Below are 17,686 nucleotides of genomic sequence, written 5' to 3'. Positions count from 1 at the left end.
TCGCGAAGGATAAACAATGGGCGTGATAGCTAGGCTAAAAGAAGATATTGAATCTATATATCACCGTGATCCTGCGGCGCGTAGCGCGTTTGAGATCTTGGTTAACTATCCAGGCATGCATGCCATTTGGTTGCATCGGATAAGCCATAAGCTATGGAAGCGCGATTGGCGCTTAACGGCACGTTGTTTATCGACGTTTTCCCGTTGGTTGACAGGGGTTGAAATCCATCCTGGTGCAACCATAGGTCATCGATTTTTTATCGACCACGGTATGGGCGTTGTGATAGGTGAAACGGCTGAGATTGGTGATGATTGCACTCTTTATCACGGTGTCACGCTTGGTGGAACCACCTGGCAGGCGGGGAAACGTCACCCGACGTTAGCCAATAACGTGGTGGTGGGCGCAGGGGCAAAAATCCTCGGTCCTATTACCATGCACGATGGTGCGCGTGTGGGTTCGAATTCTGTTGTGGTGAAAGATGTGCCCAAAGATACCACGGTTGTGGGGATTCCTGGGCGCGTGGTGGCTACACCGTCACCGCAATCGAAAGAGAAAACTGAACGCCGCAGCGCGATGGCAAAAAAATATGGCTTCGATGCGTACGCGGTATCACCGGATAATCCCGATCCGGTGGCCAATGCAATAGGGCAGATGCTCGATCACATGCATTTGATGGACTCGAAAGTTCAAGAGTTGTGTCAAGCCATTCAAGGGCTGGGTGGCAATGTCTGCACTGAAAAGCTGCCAGAGCTGGATATGGGCGAGTTTAATGATGCAGAAAAAGCGGCAGCGGAAAAACGCCATAGTGCATTAGATGAGTTTGATCCGAGTATCTAAGTTTCAAGAAATGGTTCAACGAAATGATTTAACTTAGTGGTCTAACTTGCTTAAGGGCTGACCCTCACAAGGGTTTCGTTTAGCGTTTTACTTTAGCTCATCCTGTTGTAAAGGCGCATATTGCGATCAAACCTGAGTTTGATCGCGCCATAGTACCGAGATCACTTTTATCCTGCGTTTATATCGTGCTAGATGTCGATTAATTGGCGCTTTAGCATTGAATCTTAGGCTAGAAAAAGGTTAAATACCCCACCAAGATGAAAGGGTATTGGTTATGTGCACACTCATATACTTGAGTGTTTTAGTAGGTTTTAATACTTGACTGAATTACTCGGGTATGTTGAAATAATGCATACCTGTTCGGGAGCTATGGTAGTTATGAAACTTACATCAAAAGGTCGTTATGCAGTAACCGCTATGCTAGATGTGGCAATCCACTCAGCATCGGGACCAGTTCCCTTAGCGGATATCTCTGAAAGACAAGGGATTTCGCTTTCCTATCTGGAACAACTCTTCGCTAAGCTAAGAAAACACGGTTTAGTTGCCAGTGTACGTGGACCGGGCGGTGGTTATCGCTTAGGCCTAGAAGCCAATGATATTTCAGTCGGCATGGTTGTCCATGCTGTAGACGAGTCTGTCGATGCGACTCGTTGCCAAGGACTTGGCAATTGTCAGAGTGGAACTCGCTGCTTAACCCATTCACTTTGGGGCGATTTAAGCAAACAAATTTCAGATTTTTTAGATGGTATCAGTCTTGCTGGCTTGATGCAGAAACGAGATGTGCAATTTATCTCGCTTAAGCAAGACACTATGCAAAAGGAACAAAGAGTCAGTTTATAACTGAACTTTGTTATACGATAAAAATAATTTTTGTACGTTGTATGTAGCCTCGGCAGAGACTGCTCAGTACGGAGTGTGTTATGAAGCTTCCTATCTATTTAGATTATGCCGCCACCACGCCTGTTGATCCAAGAGTCGCGGAAAAGATGTTCCAATGCATGACAATGGACGGCATCTTTGGTAATCCAGCCTCACGTTCACATCGCTACGGCTGGCAAGCTGAAGAAGCGGTGGATATTGCTCGCAATCAAATTGCCGAGTTAATTAACGCCGATCACCGCGAAATTGTGTTTACCTCTGGCGCGACGGAATCAAACAACTTAGCGATTAAAGGTGTTGCTCATTTCTATCACAAGAAAGGTAAGCACATCATCACCAGTAAGACTGAACATAAAGCCGTTCTTGATACCTGTCGCCAATTAGAGCGTGAAGGTTTCGAAGTGACTTATTTAGAGCCAGCGGCTAACGGCATCATTCCGATGGAACGTTTAGAAGCGGCAATGCGTGACGACACTATCCTTGTCAGCATCATGCACGTGAATAACGAAATCGGTGTGATCCACGATATCGATGCAATCGGTGAGCTATGCCGTTCAAAAGGCATTATTTTCCACATGGATGCAGCGCAAAGTGCAGGCAAAGTGCCTATCGATGTGCAAGCCACTAAAGTGGATTTGATCTCGATTTCTGGTCACAAAATGTATGGCCCTAAAGGCATCGGCGCGCTATATGTTCGTCGTAAGCCACGCATTCGCTTAGAAGCGCAAATGCACGGTGGTGGCCATGAGCGTGGTATGCGTAGCGGTACGTTACCAACGCATCAAATCGTAGGTTTAGGTGAAGCTGCTGCAATCGCAAAAGCGGAAATGGCCTCTGATGACGCTCGTATCGGTGCATTACGTGACAAATTATGGAATGGCATCAAGCACATTGAAGAAACCTATATCAATGGTGATGCGATTGAGCGTGTTAGCGGTAGCCTCAACGTCAGCTTCAACTATGTTGAAGGCGAGTCGTTAATGATGGCACTGAAAGATTTAGCGGTTTCATCGGGTTCGGCTTGTACCTCAGCCAGTCTAGAGCCTAGCTACGTATTACGTGCGCTTGGCTTAAACGATGAAATGGCACATAGCTCGATTCGTTTCTCTATCGGCCGTTTCACAACCGAAGAAGAAATTGATCACGCTATCGAAGTAATTACTCAATCTATTGATAAATTAAGAGAAATGTCTCCTTTGTGGGAAATGTTTAAAGATGGAATCGACCTGAACCAAGTTCAATGGGCACATCATTAATTCTGACCTTTACAATAGATAATTTTGGAGCAGTACCATGGCTTACAGTGAAAAAGTGATAGATCATTATGAGAACCCACGTAACGTTGGTTCTTTTGATAAAAACGATCCTTCGGTCGTGACCGGTATGGTAGGCGCGCCTGCTTGCGGTGACGTGATGAAACTTCAGTTGAAAATTGGTGCTGATGGCATCATTCAAGACGCTAAGTTCAAAACTTACGGTTGTGGTAGCGCGATTGCGTCTAGCTCACTGGTAACTGAGTGGGTTAAAGGCAAGACTATCGAACAAGCTGCGGCGATTAAGAACACTGATATCGCTGAAGAATTGGCATTGCCACCGGTGAAGATCCACTGTTCAATTTTGGCTGAAGATGCCATTAAAGCTGCTATCGACGAGTACAAATCGAAACAAGCTAAGTAACATCTGGAGTTAAGATGGCGATTACAATGACCCCAGCGGCAGCCGATCGTGTCAGATCTTTCTTAGTCAACCGAGGCAAAGGTGTAGGCCTGCGTCTCGGCTTAAGAACATCAGGCTGTTCTGGTATGGCTTATGTACTTGAGTTCGTTGATTCTTTAAATGATGACGATGAAGTGTTTGATATCGAAGATGTGAAAATCATCATCGATGCTAAGAGCCTCATCTATCTTCAAGGGATCGAGCTGGATTTTGTTAAAGAAGGGCTGAATGAAGGCTTCCAATTTAACAATCCTAACGCAAAAGGTGAGTGTGGTTGCGGTGAGAGTTTCACTGTTTAACCGCTAAAGTTGACGCATGAATTATTTCGAGCTGTTTAAATTTTCCCCTGCCTTCGATATTGATACCGCCTTACTTGCAGAACGCTATCGCGAACTGCAACGGGCGGTTCATCCCGATAAATTTGCCAATGATACTGAGCAGCAAAAACTGCTGTCGGTGCAGCGCACGGCGCAAGTCAATGATGGTTTTCAAACCTTAAAAGATCCCATTCGCCGCGCCGAGCATATGTTGTCGCTGCGTGGCATTGAATTAAGCCATGAAACCACCACAGTGAAAGATACTGGCTTCTTGATGCAGCAAATGGAATGGCGCGAGGCGTTGGAAGACATACGCGATAGTGCCGATCCTCAAGCTAGTATTGACGAGCTATATCAATCGTTTGCGCAGTACCGCGCGCAACTCACTCAGCTATTGACTCAACTGTTAACCAGTGAGCAGGCTGAAGATGCATTGTTAGCGGCAGATCAAGTTCGCAAACTCAAATTTATGGCAAAATTACACGACGAGTTGACCAGAGTCGAAGACGCTCTGTTAGATTGATTTTCCGTGTTTATGTTACTTTGCTGACTCAAGCACGCTTGAGTTGGCATTACTAAGTTGGATATATATGGCCCTTTTGCAGATAGCTGAGCCCGGTCAAAGTGCCGCGCCGCACCAACATAGACTTGCCGTTGGCATCGATTTAGGTACGACCAATTCTTTGGTGGCGGCTGTTCGAAGTGGAGAGACGGCAACCCTGCCGGACGAACTTGGACAACATTCATTACCTTCTATCGTGCGTTATACCCAAGATTCAGTCGAAGTCGGCGCCCTTGCGGCGTTGAGTTCGGCGCAGGATCCGCAAAACACGATCGTTTCGGTTAAGCGTTTTATGGGCCGGAGTTTGGCTGATATCAAAGCCGGCGAGCAATCATTCCCCTACGAGTTTGCCGAAAGCGAAAACGGTTTACCTTTATTCGTGACTCCCCAAGGCCAAGTAAATCCCGTGCAAGTGTCTGCGGAGATTTTACGTCCGCTGATCGCCCGCGCTGAAAAGACCTTAGGCGGCGAACTGCAAGGTGTGGTGATAACCGTACCGGCTTATTTTGATGATGCCCAGCGCCAAGGCACGAAAGATGCTGCAGCTTTGCTGGGTGTTAAAGTGCTACGTCTGTTGAATGAACCGACGGCTGCTGCGATTGCCTACGGCTTAGACTCTAAGCAAGAGGGCGTAATTGCCATATATGACTTAGGCGGCGGTACCTTCGATATTTCTATTTTGCGTTTGAATCGCGGTGTATTCGAAGTGTTAGCCACCGGTGGTGATTCAGCGCTTGGTGGCGATGATTTCGATAATTTACTGCAAGCACATATGCAACAAGTGTGGCAGCTTAGCGACATCGACTCACAATTAAGCCGTCAACTGTTGATTGAATCGCGTCGAGTCAAAGAAGCCTTAACGGATGCTGCAGAAACTGAAGCAAAAGTGATTCTTGCTGATGGGACTGAACTCACGCAAATCGTTTCTAAAGCTGAATTTGATGCCATGATTGCGGCGTTGGTTAAGAAGACCATTGCTAGCTGCCGCCGTACCCTGCGTGACGCGAGCGTGACGACGGATGAAGTGCTTGAAACTGTGATGGTTGGCGGTTCAACGCGCGTGCCATTAGTGCGTGAACAGGTTGAAGCTTTCTTCGGTAAACCACCACTGACGTCTATCGATCCCGATCGTGTTGTCGCTATTGGTGCAGCTATTCAAGCCGACATTTTAGTGGGTAATAAACCTGAATCTGATTTGCTGCTCCTCGACGTGATCCCTTTGTCATTAGGCATAGAAACCATGGGCGGCTTAGTGGAAAAAGTGGTGTCGCGTAATACGACGATTCCGGTTGCGCGAGCACAGGAATTTACTACCTTCAAAGATGGTCAAACGGCCATGGCATTCCATGTGGTGCAGGGCGAGCGTGAGCTCGTCGCCGATTGTCGCTCACTGGCGCGTTTTACGCTAAAAGGTATTCCGCCGTTAGCCGCAGGCGCTGCGCACATTCGTGTGACTTTCCAAGTGGATGCCGATGGTTTACTCAGCGTGACCGCGATGGAGAAATCCACCGGCGTGCAATCTAGCATTCAAGTTAAGCCATCTTTTGGTTTATCGGATACTGAAATTGCCACTATGCTGAAAGATTCGATGAAGTATGCCAAAGACGATATCGGTCGTCGTATGCTGGCCGAGCAGCAAGTGGAGGCGGCGAGGGTACTCGAGTCTTTACATGCCGCGTTAGCGAAAGATGGCGACTTGCTGAATGCCGATGAGCGTGGACAAATCGATGCCACTATGGCCAATGTGGCGCAAGTTGCCGCGGGCGATGATGCCGATGCGATTAAGCTCGCGATTGAAAAACTGGATGAGCAAACCCAAGATTTTGCTGCCAGACGTATGGACAATTCTATTCGAGTGGCATTCAAAGGCCAGTCGATCGACAACATATAGGTGATGTAATGCCCCAATTAGTCTTTCTTCCCCATGCCGAGTTGTGCCCAGATGGTGCAGTGCTTGAGGCGAATGTTGGTGAGACCATTCTTGATGTTGCGCTGCGTAATGGCATCAATATCGAGCATGCATGTGAAAAGTCCTGTGCTTGCACGACGTGTCACTGTATCGTGCGTGAAGGCTTTAATGATCTTGAGCCAAGTGATGAGCTGGAAGATGACATGTTAGACAAAGCTTGGGGACTTGAGCCCGAAAGCCGTCTATCTTGTCAGGCGAAAGTGGTCGACACTGACATGGTGATTGAGATCCCTAAATACACGGTTAACATGGTCAGCGAAGGCAATTAATGCTGCCGCGATAATTGTTAAAACCAGTCCACGTGACTGGTTTTTTGCTTTTGGCGTTGAGCATTTGTGCAACTAATCTTGTCTATGCCTCTAGTTGTTTGATTTATCCCTGCGCAGGCGTATTATGCGCTCAAAATTAATGGTTGCCGGAGACCAAATGAGAATAGCGATTTTATCGCAAGGGCCTGAGTTATATTCAACGAAGCGACTCGTTGAAGCGGCTCAATTACGTGGTCACGAAGTACACGTAATCAATCCCCTTGAATGTTATATGAATATCAACATGCGGCAATCGAGTATCCACATTGGTGGGCGAGAGTTACCCGCATTTGATGCAGTGATCCCCCGCATTGGGGCGTCGATTACCTTTTATGGCTCGGCGGTGTTGCGTCAGTTTGAGATGATGGGCGTATATGCTTTAAATGATTCTGTTGGGATCTCCCGCTCACGTGACAAATTGCGTTCTATGCAGTTGATGTCACGCCGCGGTATTGGCTTACCCATTACTGGTTTTGCCAATAAACCGAGTGATATCCCCGACTTGATTGATATGGTGGGTGGCGCGCCTCTGGTGATTAAATTACTCGAAGGCACCCAAGGTATTGGCGTGGTATTAGCCGAGACCCGTAAAGCGGCTGAGAGCGTGATTGAAGCCTTTATGGGCCTTAAAGCCAACATCATGGTGCAGGAATATATTAAAGAAGCCAATGGCGCTGACATTCGCTGCTTTGTGCTCGGCGATAAAGTAATTGCCGCCATGAAGCGTCAAGCTATGCCCGGTGAGTTCCGCTCTAACTTGCACCGTGGTGGCACGGCAAGTTTAGTCAAATTAACCCCAGAGGAACGCTCAGTCGCCATTCGTGCGGCTAAGACCATGGGGCTTAATGTGGCTGGTGTTGACTTGCTACGCTCAAACCACGGTCCTGTGATCATGGAAGTGAACTCTTCACCCGGTCTTGAAGGAATTGAAGGCGCCACCACGAAAGATGTGGCGGGTGCTATTATTGATTTTGTTGAAAAAAATGCGATTAAAGTGAAAAAGGTGACGCAAGCACAGGGTTAGTGCCCTTGCTGTCGAGTATTGACTACGGAATATCAACACTTGATTCACCTCCTTTTGGGTAACGCCGTTTAGCAAGAACTTACCCATTAAAGCGAACCGAATAGGGGAAAACGATGACATTAACATGGATAGATTCGTTAGATATTGCGTTGGAATTACTCGAAGCACACCCAGAGGTGAATCCTACTCAGCTGCATTTCACCCAATTGTATGAGTGGGTGTTAGCCTTGGATGATTTTGCCGATGATCCCAAGCACTGTAATGAAAAAATACTGGAAGCGATTCAGCAGTGTTGGATTGATGAAAAGTAGTGAGCGCAGTGGTGATACGGCTTTTTATGTGAGGCATCTTGTCCTTTTGACGTTTAACTAAGGTGATTTACCTCACGTATTTGCAGCGGCGCAGAGAATATTTGGCGAGAGTTTGATCACAGTCAAGTTCATTTTTAGCGGATATCGTACCTTGTTGTATATTGGTTAAGGCATTTAAATGGCTTAACTTTGTTATCGCAACTGCAAGGATGTTCACATGAAACTTTTGCTTGTATTGTTATGTATGCTTGTCCCTTCAATGGCTTGGGCTCATCCAGGGCATGGCGGTGTCGGTTTATTCCATCACTTGTTAGATCTTGCTCCCGCAGTCATTTTAGTCGCTTTGATTGCTTGGGCAGGTATTTGGGCAAAAAATAGAAAATAATCCCATTTTTTAATGAGTTAATGGACCCTGCTAAGATATTTTCATCCTAGCGGGGTCTTTTGTGTGATCAAGCTGATTACGAATAAAGCGAATGTGCGCAATATCTCAGACTAATTTGCTATAAAGATAGGATTTAGCTTTTAAATTTCGTATAATCCGCGCGAATTTTTTAAACTTGCTGACAAAGGAAGCTAGTTATGGCGATCGAACGCACATTTTCTATTATCAAACCTGATGCTGTTGCAAAAAACCACATCGGTGCTATCTACAATCGTTTTGAAACTGCTGGTCTTAAGATCGTTGCATCAAAAATGTTACACCTGACCAAAGAACAAGCTGAAGGTTTCTATGCTGAGCATAGCGAGCGCGGCTTCTTCGGTGCTCTGGTTGCATTCATGACTTCTGGTCCAATCATGGTCCAAGTATTAGAAGGCGAAAACGCTGTTTTAGCTCACCGTGAAATTTTAGGTGCAACTAACCCAGCTCAAGCGGCTCCTGGTACAATCCGTGCTGATTTTGCAGAAAGCATTGACGAAAACGCGGCTCACGGTTCAGATGCTGTTGAATCTGCTGCTCGTGAAATTGCTTACTTCTTCAGCGCTGAAGAATTGTGTCCACGCACTCGTTAATTCGATGCTAAGACTGAAAAAGGAGCTTAGGCTCCTTTTTTATTGGCTGCAATTTAGCGAATATAGATTTCCATATTGCAATGATGCTAATCCCTTTATACAAATCATACGTCAATTCAAAGTGTTAAAACTTAATAAAATTTTGTTTTTATTAGTCTTTTTAAATTTTGCACATTTTTTTAATTTTCTTGCTTGAAATTTTCTCTCCCGTCCTTATATCTATTTCAGGATCGCTCGATGAGGATCCTAGTGTGAATTCTGTGCCGTAAGGACAGAAGATTTAACTCGGCAGACTCTACAAGCGTTTTCATCGTGAAAACCGTCCGCCAATTCTCCATATTGCTTAAGACAAGGATATGAATATGCGTAATTATGATCTAGCTCCCCTGTACCGTAGTGCCATTGGTTTTGACCGTTTAGCTCAGCTGGCAGAACATGCCGCCGCTAATAATGGCAATACTGGCTATCCCCCATATAATATTGAATTATTAGGCGAAAATCGCTATCGCATTACTATGGCCGTGGCCGGATTCTCAATGAATGAACTTGAGATCAGCAGTGAAGGTGAGAAATTACTGGTGAAAGGCAATAAAGCTGAAAGCCAAACCGAGCGTAAATATTTATACCAAGGCATAGCGGAACGCGGTTTTGAGCGCACTTTCCAACTGGCAGACTATGTCACTGTGCTCGGCGCAAGTTTAGAAAATGGCTTACTCAATATTGATTTAGTGCGTGAAATCCCTGAAGCGTTGAAACCACGCAAAATCGAGATCACTTCATCGCGCTTGCTAGACAGCCAGTCATAATTGACACTGCGGTAACCACCTAAAAACAAGGGGAGCATAATGCTCCCCTTGATGTTTTTGTGTTTACGCAAAAAAATGTCCACGAGATTTCCGTGAGAAAGTTACGCTTTCATGGCCTTTTCTCCGCGAGCTAAACCCACCACGCCGGAGCGAGAGACTTCGACCAATTTAGTCACTTCACCTAGCGCATGGATAAACGCATCGAGTTTCTCTGATGTGCCGACCATTTGGATGGTATATAAATTGGCGGTGACATCGACAATTTGGCCGCGGAAAATGTCCGCCATCCGTTTAACTTCTTCCCTAAACTCGCCTTGGGCGCGGACCTTAATAAGGGCTAATTCCCGTTCAATATAAGCAGACTCGGTAATATTCGAAACTTTTAACACATCGATTAACTTATGTAGCTGCTTCTCTATCTGCTCTAACACCATTTCATCGGCAACGACCGTGATGTTAAGCCGCGACAGTGTGATATCGTCCGTTGGCGCCACCGTTAAACTTTCAATGTTATAGCCGCGCTGTGAAAACAAACCGACCACACGAGAAAGGGCGCCGGATTGGTTTTCTAATAATACAGATATAATTCGACGCATTAGCATTTCTCCGTCTTGGTCAGCCACATTTCATTCATCGCACCACCACGGATCAACATGGGATACACGTGCTCAGTTTCATCCACCATGATGTCGATAAAGACCAGTCTGTCTTTCATCGCCAGCGCTTCTGCCATTTTTGACTCAAGTTCGGCGGGATCGCTGATCGTCATACCTACATGGCCATAGGCCTCGGCAATTTTGGCAAAATTAGGTACTGAATCCATATAGGAATGTGAGTGACGGCCAGAGTAAATCATGTCCTGCCATTGTTTAACCATGCCAAGGAAACGATTGTTTAAGTTGATAATTTTAACCGGCGTATCATATTGCAGTGCGGTCGAAAGCTCTTGAATGTTCATCTGAATTGAACCATCACCCGTGACACAGACAACTGTGGCATCAGGCATCGCCATTTTAACCCCCATCGCGGCGGGTAGGCCAAATCCCATGGTGCCTAGACCCCCTGAGTTGATCCAGCGGCGCGGCTTATCGAACGGATAGTACAAGGCGGCAAACATCTGGTGCTGGCCAACATCAGAGGCGACATAGGCATCGCCATTGGTCAGCTTATACAAGGTTTCAATCACTTGCTGTGGTTTGATGCGACCACTGTTTTTGTCATAGGCCAGACAATCGCGGCCGCGCCATTGCTCAATATCATTCCACCAAGTGGCGATGGCATCGTTGTCATTGTGCTCGTTCGATTCATCTAACAGTGTCAACATGCTGTCTAAAATACTGTCGGCCGACCCTACGATGGGAATGTCGACATGGATAGTTTTTGAAATAGACGAGGGATCGATATCTATGTGCAAAATGGTCGCGTTCGGGCAATATTTTTCCACATTATTAGTGGTTCTATCGTCGAAGCGCACACCAATACCGAAGATCAAATCGCAGTTATGCATAGTCATGTTGGCTTCGTAGCGACCGTGCATTCCTAGCATGCCTAGGCTGTTTTTGTGGGTACTTGGAAAAGCCCCCAGTCCCATGAGTGTGCTGACGACGGGAATATTTAATCTCTCAGCTAATTGTAAAATTTGCTTATCACAACCCGAGATAATGGCGCCGCCACCGACATAGAGCACAGGCTTTTTAGCCGCTAATAGTGCCTGTATTCCACGACGGATCTGTCCTTTATGCCCCGAGGTTGTCGGGTTGTACGAGCGCATTTTCACGTTTTCGGGATAAATATATTCGTGCAGCAGCGCTGGGTTTAAGCAATCTTTTGGTAGGTCGACGACCACTGGCCCAGGACGGCCGGTAGAGGCAATATAAAAGGCTTTTTTTATCGTTTCAGGGATTTGAGTGGGATCTTTAACTAAAAAGCTGTGTTTCACCACAGGGCGAGAGATACCGATCATATCGCATTCTTGGAAGGCGTCATTACCGATAAGGTTGCTCGGTACTTGACCCGATAATACGACGAGGGGAATAGAGTCCATGTAGGCGGTGGCAATACCGGTAATCGCGTTGGTGGCACCGGGTCCTGAAGTGACTAATACCACACCCACTTTACCCGTGGCACGGGCGTAGCCATCGGCCATGTGTACGGCGGCTTGTTCGTGGCGAACGAGTATGTGTTCAATACCTGGGATAACGTGCAGGGCGTCGTAGATATCTAAAACTGAACCGCCAGGATAGCCGAAAATATGCTTTACACCTTCATCAATCAAAGAACGCACTATCATGCTGGCGCCGGATAACATCTCCATGTGGAACTCCTATTGCATAGTACCGTTACGGTAAACAGTATTTTGTTACAGCGACGGTAATCGCTCTAAAAATTAAGCCTGAAGGGTAATTCAGACTCCGAAATGCTGAACTGACTTCGTAGAAGACAAGTGACTCATCCTTAGGATGCAGCAACTGTTGCAATGAACAGAATTTCATCATATTCAAAAAAAACAACATTTCAAGCCTTTTATGTAAAAAATAACCAACTTGAAACAATTTCACGTTTGAATGGCTGGATAACTTGCTGGAATCGCCAAGTAATCTAGGCTGATTTATGGGTTTATCTTATATTTTTCAAATTGTTAGATTCTTAAAAAGCAAAAACGGCACTAAAAGTGCCGTTTTGGTGTGGGACGTTAGATAAGCAGATACTTAACTGTTGCGATTAAATATTACTTATTATCTACATTAGTGAAAGCCAATGCGCTGTTTTATGCGATCAAACATGTGTTGCCGATGTGGCATTGGTATCCATGGCTCTTAGAAATAGACCCTTAAAAATAGATCCTTAAATCGTCGGCTGTATTTGATGCTTTGGACGATTAAATTGGCAAATACCGACTAACACAATAGAGCCTAACATGAGGGCAGAGAAGGGCACTGCTGTGCCATCATAGAACACCGCTAATAATGGCCCCGCTAACGCGCCACAGCCAAATCTTAAGGTGCCAATAACCGCCGTTGCCGTTCCGGTTTCTTGTTTGAACTTCATCAGCACTATCGCATCGGCGTTGACCGACATCACCCCTAGGCTGCCCATCAAAGGAATAAGCATGATCACGGTAAAATGATAGCTCATATCCAGTAGGTTGACGGTTAATAAACCAGCTCCCGCAATAGCGCCAAAAAAGGTCGATACGTGCAACATACGCAGCGAACCATAGCGGCCGACAATGCGAGTATTAATGATATTGGCCAACATCAAGGCACCAACGTTGGTGCTAAACAAGATGGCAAAATAGGATTTATCTAAGGCAAAGACTTCCATATAAACGAAGGGGGATGCGGTGAGATAACAGAAAAACGCAAAAGACGTTAACACGCCGCTGGCAATGTTCAACTTAACGCCAGGTCGGGAAAATACGGTCGCATAGGCACCAAGAAACGATTTTTGGCTGCGGGTATCCATATCTTTATCGCTGGGCATTTTTAGCGCAAACAGCACGAGTAATAACAGGGTCGCGGCATAGGCAGATTGAATGAAGAAGATTAAATGCCAATCACCGAGTTCTAAGATCACGCTGCCAATACTAGGGGCCAATAATGGCGCTAACATCATGATTAAACTCACGTAAGACATACCTTTGGCGGTATTATCGCCATAGACTTCTTTGATGTATCCCGGTACCACCACAGTCGCTGCTGCGCCGATAAAGGCCTGCAAAAAGCGTAGCCCAAGAAAGACTTCGACTTGACCAGCAAAACCAATCAGTAAACTGGTTAGCATAAAGCCACTCAGCCCCATTATCACCATAGGGCGACGGCCAATGCGGTCAGCTAAGGGACCGAAACACAACATGCCCAGTGCATAACCTGCTAAGTAGATACTCAGGGATTGTTGCACTGTTGTAATATCGGTATGAAAACTAAGGGCCAATGTCGACATCGCAGGTAAGTACATGTCGATGGCCAATGGTGTGATCGCGACAATCGCCGCTAGCATGGGAATAAGCAGTGCTAAATTCGGTATACGTCTACCGTTATGGGCAGAAGGTTGTGATTGTGGGTCCACTGTTACCTCGGGTGGCGAAAGAATTGAAAGCGTATTTCTCAGGGTTATGCGGCGTGGTTTAAATTGTACTAGGACAATTCACTCTAATCCGTCCATTTTTAGCCAGCATCTTGCGCTAATTGGCAGTGTTTGGGGAAAAGTTAATTGTGCTTCGATCAATTTTCACGGTAAGGCATTAAGCAATAGCATAGTAAAGCGCTAGGACAAATAAACCAATCTTTGCGATGATTTCTTTACCGTATTTTACCGATTAAATTGTAACTAAGTAGTAAGTCTCGATAATCGAGGTATAGCCTTGGCGGCTCGAGCCGTTATCCTCCAATATGCTTCATTCAAAAGTGTTAGTTGTCATCTGAGTGTCACTGCTTTGTCATCTAGGTGTCTTTTATGCTGACTAATTTAGTGGGCTTTAGCTTCACCCTACTAAAAATAAAATATTCAGGAATGACAAGATGAAAACACAACGACTCCCGCTTGCAGCCGCCATTATGGCGAGCTTATTACTCGGTGCTTGCAGCGGTGATGATGGCGCAGCAGGTGATAAAGGCGACAACGGCTTAAATTCACTGGTTAAAGTGACGGCATTGAATATCGGTGATGCACATTGTCCCGCCGGTGGTCAGCGTATCGATACCGGATTAGATGCCAACCATAATGGACAATTGGATAACAGTGAAATTGCAGTCGCGCAAACCCAATATGTTTGCCAGCCACAAACTGCAAGCTTAAAAGCAGAGTTGATTGGTCGTCATCAGACTGGCGTTTATGGCTTAAGTGCCGCCGAAATCGTTGAATATCACAGTGCATCTAACCGTATTTTTGTGGTCAATGCGATTAGCGGCAAAGTCGATATTATCGATGGCAGCTTATTAGCGACTGCATCAAACGCCACAGATCCTTTAGCATTGAATAATCTTGAAAAATTAGTAGAACTCGATGTTGCTAAGGATGTGGGTCAAACCTTTATGGGTAGCGTTAACAGCGTGAGTATTTCAGGCAACTTGTTAGCGGCTGCCATTGAGCGTGGTGACTCTGCAGGCAATAAAACCCAAGCCAATGGTTTTGTGGCTTTTTATCAGCTTAATGGCACAGATGCTCCGCAGTTTATCAGCGCCGTCGAAGTCGGTGCTTTACCCGATAATGTGGTGTTCACCCATGATGGTAAAACCTTACTCGTGGCCAATGAAGGCGAACCTAATCCTGCTTATACCTTAGATCCTGAAGGCAGTGTTGCGTTGATTGCTATTACTGACGGTAAGCCCGCAGCTACTGCGACCATCATAAATTTTAGTGCGTTTAATCAGGGCGGTGCGCGTGCAACTGAAATCACCGCAGACATTAAAATTAATGGCCCAATGGCGAGTGTGGCGCAGGATTTAGAACCTGAATATATCGCCCTTAGCCAAGATAACCGCCGTGCATTTGTCAGTTTACAAGAGAACAATGCTATTGCCGTGATTGATATCGCCAATGCGAAAGTCTCGAAGATTTTACCGCTAGGCCTCAAAGATTACGGGCTTGATGTGAATAAAATTGATGCGAGTGACAAAGATAATCTTGTTAACCTGCAAAGCTACACAGGGGTGTACGGCATGTATCAACCCGATACCCTTGCTAGCTACCGTTGGAATAACACTGACTTTATTGTGACTGCGAATGAAGGTGACTCCCGTGACTATGCGGCTTTTTCGGAAGAAGCCCGCGCAGGGGATTTAGTGCTCGACCCGAATCACCCACAATTTGCCGCCGCAAAAGATAAAACCCAATTAGCGCGTCTCAAGGTAACGACGAGCATGGGGGACGATGGTAAGGATGGCGACTACGACAAAGTCGTGAGCTTTGGTGCTCGTTCATTCTCGATTTGGAATGCTGATGGCCAGCAAGTGTTTGACAGTGGCAGTGATTTTGAACGTATTACCGCCGCACTACTGGGGGATAAGTTCAACAATAACAACGAAGAAAATAAAGGTGATAGTCGCAGCGATGACAAGGGGCCAGAGCCAGAAGCTTTAGCCCTAGGCCAAATTGGTCAACGACTATATGCCTTTGTTGGTTTAGAACGTACCTCTGGCTTTATGATCTATGACGTGACTAATCCTTTCGATGTGCATTTTGTCGACTATGTTGTGAACCGTGATTTTGACGCTGACTTCGTTGTCGATACTGCTACAGGTGCAGTCAAAGGTGATGCAACATTGGCGGGTGATTTAGGACCAGAAGGGATGAAATTTGTCAGTGCCGATAAAAGCCCTAATGGTAATCCTTTGTTAATCATAGGCAATGAAGTTAGTGGCACCACGAGTGTTTACCAACTCAAGATCAAGTAATTGAGTTTTACTCAGTCACCTGAGCATCGCGCTTTGGACGTGGGCCTTGTGAGTTCTTGATATAACCGCTCTAAAATCCACCATTGGCGGCATGAATACCGCCAATGGTGAGGGTTTAGGCTATCCAACCGAGCCATAGCCACCATAAATAATCCAGTGGCATGAGTGCAACTAGAGTTATTGCCGCTAGAGGTAAGGTAATGCGAAGTAGTTTAGTTAATGGCTCTTGGGATAATTGCATCGCCAAAATCAAAGGAGCCACCTGATAAGGAAAAATCACGGTTGAAAACCCGATCACCTGCGTCATTAATACCGCAGGGGTGGAGAAGCCAGTTGCATTGGCAAAGTCTGCCGCCATGGGGGATAACACAGTCGGCACGCCAGGAACCGTTGCCACTAATCCCGTTAGCGTCGCGATTAACGATAACGACATAAAATTCAGGAACGATGCCCCTTGCTGCAAGGGTAACCATTCACTGAACAGTTGACCTAGCGCAGTGCCGAGCCCGGAATGATTGACCAATGCTCCCAGACCTAAGGCCGCCGCGACAAAAATGACGGTCGACAAATCCACTGAACTATTAAAATTCTTAGGCTCAAGCACTCCCCATTTTGGGAGCAATAACAAGATAGCCGTTGTTAATCCTACCCAAGCGGGATTAATGCCGTGCAGCGAGTCAGTCACCCAAAAGAGCAAAGTAATAGCCAGTAACAGTGCAACTTTCTTTTGCATACCAAGGTTATAAGCTTCTTTTTCAATAACGCGTTCAGGCTGGTTGTTATCAATTTTTGCAGGAAATAGGAAAACGACTAGCGCCACAATCAATATCGATTTGAGTAAGCCAAGGATTGGAAAATGCAATAAGAGATACTCGGTATAACCAAAATGGATATTGAATAGATTCTCACTGGAACCTGCCAATATCATGTTGGGAATATTCGCGGGCAACACGGCAAAACTGGGCATGTTGCACGCCAGTGCCAAGGCGGTCGCAATGCCTATCCGCCCATGGCTACCACGAGCAAAACCGACTTGCTCAGCTACCGCCATACCAATTGGCACCATGACCACAGCACGGCCAACGGATGAGGGCATCACAAAGCCAAGCAGCACGGCACTAAAGACCAAACCCGCAATCAAGCGTGGATAACTTGAGGTCAGTATGGGGGCAATCAAACTGGCCATTCTGCGACTTAAACCTGACTGAGTGATTGCACTGCCGATCACAAACCCCGAAATGATTAACCACACCGCAGTTGAGCCGAATCCGGAGAAAAGTATACTCGGCTCAATGAGTTTAAAAATGGTGGCAAGGGCAAAAAAGATTAACCCCGCCATAAAGGGCGGGAAGAAACCTGTGCTCCAAAACATCAAGGTCACTAACACTACGCCTGCGCTGTAGGAAAACACCGCGGGATGCTGACTTAGCGGAAAAAGCGCAAGTAAAGTAGCGATCAACAGTGCACTGAAAAACGCTAGCTGTTTAACGCCAATAAAACGTTTCATGTTTACCGACCTATTGGGTTGAATACGTAAAAGATGCCTA

General features: G+C 46.1%; 18 protein-coding genes. 14 read left to right on the top strand and 4 right to left on the bottom strand.

The genetic code is table 11. The features are described from left to right. Positions 1–16 precede the first annotated feature (16 nt). The 13 genes from cysE (at position 17) to L5M37_RS04490 (ending at position 9,744) form a co-directional block, all read left to right on the top strand. The gene (gene cysE / locus L5M37_RS04550) at positions 17–838 is read left to right on the top strand and encodes a serine O-acetyltransferase (protein ID WP_028759817.1); all 822 of its coding nucleotides are present in this window, start codon (positions 17–19) and stop codon (positions 836–838) included. A 378-nt stretch (positions 839–1,216) separates the two neighbouring features. Continuing rightward, positions 1,217–1,678, top strand: a complete 462-nt coding sequence (gene iscR / locus L5M37_RS04545; protein ID WP_006081858.1) for a Fe-S cluster assembly transcriptional regulator IscR — start codon at positions 1,217–1,219, stop codon at positions 1,676–1,678. 80 nt (positions 1,679–1,758) lie between these two features. Continuing rightward, positions 1,759–2,973: an IscS subfamily cysteine desulfurase gene (locus L5M37_RS04540; RefSeq protein WP_006081857.1), complete on the top strand. Its 1,215-nt coding sequence runs from the start codon at positions 1,759–1,761 to the stop codon at positions 2,971–2,973. Positions 2,974–3,010: 37 nt separating this feature from the next. Beyond that, entirely contained in the window at positions 3,011–3,394 is a 384-nt protein-coding gene (gene iscU, locus L5M37_RS04535) for a Fe-S cluster assembly scaffold IscU (protein ID WP_006081856.1), read from the top strand. Positions 3,395–3,408: 14 nt separating this feature from the next. Next, positions 3,409–3,732 (top strand): iron-sulfur cluster assembly protein IscA, encoded by a 324-nt coding sequence (gene iscA, locus L5M37_RS04530; RefSeq protein WP_006081855.1) that lies wholly within the window; start codon positions 3,409–3,411, stop codon positions 3,730–3,732. A gap of 16 nt (positions 3,733–3,748) precedes the next feature. Beyond that, a complete protein-coding gene (hscB, locus tag L5M37_RS04525; RefSeq protein ID WP_107404632.1) occupies positions 3,749–4,273 on the top strand; it encodes a co-chaperone HscB in 525 nt (174 codons plus the stop codon). 67 nt (positions 4,274–4,340) lie between these two features. Next, on the top strand, positions 4,341–6,203 hold the full coding sequence (gene hscA, locus L5M37_RS04520; protein ID WP_263199563.1) for a Fe-S protein assembly chaperone HscA: 1,863 nt from the start codon (positions 4,341–4,343) through the stop codon (positions 6,201–6,203). An 8-nt stretch (positions 6,204–6,211) separates the two neighbouring features. Then, complete coding sequence (fdx, locus tag L5M37_RS04515) at positions 6,212–6,550, top strand: ISC system 2Fe-2S type ferredoxin (RefSeq protein ID WP_006081852.1); 339 nt, start codon at positions 6,212–6,214, stop codon at positions 6,548–6,550. A gap of 157 nt (positions 6,551–6,707) precedes the next feature. Beyond that, positions 6,708–7,613 (top strand): 30S ribosomal protein S6--L-glutamate ligase, encoded by a 906-nt coding sequence (gene rimK, locus L5M37_RS04510; protein ID WP_006081851.1) that lies wholly within the window; start codon positions 6,708–6,710, stop codon positions 7,611–7,613. 113 nt (positions 7,614–7,726) lie between these two features. Then, positions 7,727–7,924, top strand: coding sequence for a Fe-S cluster assembly protein IscX (gene iscX, locus L5M37_RS04505; protein WP_006081850.1), 198 nt, complete (start codon positions 7,727–7,729; stop codon positions 7,922–7,924). A gap of 217 nt (positions 7,925–8,141) precedes the next feature. After that, positions 8,142–8,309, top strand: coding sequence for a hypothetical protein (locus tag L5M37_RS04500; RefSeq protein WP_006081849.1), 168 nt, complete (start codon positions 8,142–8,144; stop codon positions 8,307–8,309). 197 nt (positions 8,310–8,506) lie between these two features. Next, positions 8,507–8,938 (top strand): nucleoside-diphosphate kinase, encoded by a 432-nt coding sequence (gene ndk / locus L5M37_RS04495; protein ID WP_006081848.1) that lies wholly within the window; start codon positions 8,507–8,509, stop codon positions 8,936–8,938. 362 nt (positions 8,939–9,300) lie between these two features. Beyond that, positions 9,301–9,744, top strand: coding sequence for an Hsp20 family protein (locus tag L5M37_RS04490; protein ID WP_028759822.1), 444 nt, complete (start codon positions 9,301–9,303; stop codon positions 9,742–9,744). A 101-nt stretch (positions 9,745–9,845) separates the two neighbouring features. On the opposite strand, the gene ilvN is transcribed toward L5M37_RS04490, so the two are convergent. The 3 genes from ilvN to L5M37_RS04475 all read right to left on the bottom strand — a co-directional run bounded on the left by ilvN (position 9,846) and on the right by L5M37_RS04475 (position 13,812). Then, a complete protein-coding gene (gene ilvN, locus L5M37_RS04485; RefSeq protein ID WP_028759823.1) occupies positions 9,846–10,340 on the bottom strand; it encodes an acetolactate synthase small subunit in 495 nt (164 codons plus the stop codon). Then, complete coding sequence (locus L5M37_RS04480; RefSeq protein WP_263138696.1) at positions 10,340–12,058, bottom strand: acetolactate synthase 3 large subunit; 1,719 nt, start codon at positions 12,056–12,058, stop codon at positions 10,340–10,342. The genes ilvN and L5M37_RS04480 overlap by 1 nt, the downstream gene beginning before the upstream one ends. A 530-nt stretch (positions 12,059–12,588) precedes the next feature. Then, positions 12,589–13,812 carry a multidrug effflux MFS transporter gene (locus L5M37_RS04475; protein ID WP_168827502.1) on the bottom strand — a complete coding sequence of 408 codons (1,224 nt, stop codon included), beginning with the start codon at positions 13,810–13,812 and terminating at the stop codon, positions 12,589–12,591. Positions 13,813–14,264: 452 nt separating this feature from the next. Between L5M37_RS04475 and L5M37_RS04470 the strand changes: the two genes are divergently transcribed. Continuing rightward, on the top strand, positions 14,265–16,139 hold the full coding sequence (locus L5M37_RS04470) for a choice-of-anchor I family protein (protein WP_263199561.1): 1,875 nt from the start codon (positions 14,265–14,267) through the stop codon (positions 16,137–16,139). A gap of 115 nt (positions 16,140–16,254) precedes the next feature. Here the strand turns inward: L5M37_RS04470 and L5M37_RS04465 are convergent, their stop codons facing one another. Then, on the bottom strand, positions 16,255–17,646 hold the full coding sequence (locus L5M37_RS04465) for an SLC13 family permease (RefSeq protein ID WP_263199560.1): 1,392 nt from the start codon (positions 17,644–17,646) through the stop codon (positions 16,255–16,257). Between the last annotated feature and the right edge of the window lie 40 nt (positions 17,647–17,686).

It is taken from the genome of Shewanella sp. SM69, from assembly GCF_025653985.1.
Taxonomy (GTDB): domain Bacteria; phylum Pseudomonadota; class Gammaproteobacteria; order Enterobacterales; family Shewanellaceae; genus Shewanella; species Shewanella oncorhynchi.
Note: the sequence above shows the minus strand (reverse complement) of the source record. Positions and strands in the feature narration are given on the sequence as shown.

Bases quoted from the DNA above. Each gene is read 5' to 3' on its own strand.
- cysE (WP_028759817.1), top strand. From the start codon at position 17: ATGGGCGTGATAGCTAGGCTAAAAGAAGATATTGAATCTATATATCAC.
- iscR (WP_006081858.1), top strand. From the start codon at position 1,217: ATGAAACTTACATCAAAAGGTCGTTATGCAGTAACCGCTATGCTAGAT.
- L5M37_RS04540 (WP_006081857.1), top strand. From the start codon at position 1,759: ATGAAGCTTCCTATCTATTTAGATTATGCCGCCACCACGCCTGTTGAT.
- iscU (WP_006081856.1), top strand. From the start codon at position 3,011: ATGGCTTACAGTGAAAAAGTGATAGATCATTATGAGAACCCACGTAAC.
- iscA (WP_006081855.1), top strand. From the start codon at position 3,409: ATGGCGATTACAATGACCCCAGCGGCAGCCGATCGTGTCAGATCTTTC.
- hscB (WP_107404632.1), top strand. From the start codon at position 3,749: ATGAATTATTTCGAGCTGTTTAAATTTTCCCCTGCCTTCGATATTGAT.
- hscA (WP_263199563.1), top strand. From the start codon at position 4,341: ATGGCCCTTTTGCAGATAGCTGAGCCCGGTCAAAGTGCCGCGCCGCAC.
- fdx (WP_006081852.1), top strand. From the start codon at position 6,212: ATGCCCCAATTAGTCTTTCTTCCCCATGCCGAGTTGTGCCCAGATGGT.
- rimK (WP_006081851.1), top strand. From the start codon at position 6,708: ATGAGAATAGCGATTTTATCGCAAGGGCCTGAGTTATATTCAACGAAG.
- iscX (WP_006081850.1), top strand. From the start codon at position 7,727: ATGACATTAACATGGATAGATTCGTTAGATATTGCGTTGGAATTACTC.
- L5M37_RS04500 (WP_006081849.1), top strand. From the start codon at position 8,142: ATGAAACTTTTGCTTGTATTGTTATGTATGCTTGTCCCTTCAATGGCT.
- ndk (WP_006081848.1), top strand. From the start codon at position 8,507: ATGGCGATCGAACGCACATTTTCTATTATCAAACCTGATGCTGTTGCA.
- L5M37_RS04490 (WP_028759822.1), top strand. From the start codon at position 9,301: ATGCGTAATTATGATCTAGCTCCCCTGTACCGTAGTGCCATTGGTTTT.
- ilvN (WP_028759823.1), bottom strand. From the start codon at position 10,340: ATGCGTCGAATTATATCTGTATTATTAGAAAACCAATCCGGCGCCCTT.
- L5M37_RS04480 (WP_263138696.1), bottom strand. From the start codon at position 12,058: ATGGAGATGTTATCCGGCGCCAGCATGATAGTGCGTTCTTTGATTGAT.
- L5M37_RS04470 (WP_263199561.1), top strand. From the start codon at position 14,265: ATGAAAACACAACGACTCCCGCTTGCAGCCGCCATTATGGCGAGCTTA.
- L5M37_RS04465 (WP_263199560.1), bottom strand. From the start codon at position 17,646: ATGAAACGTTTTATTGGCGTTAAACAGCTAGCGTTTTTCAGTGCACTG.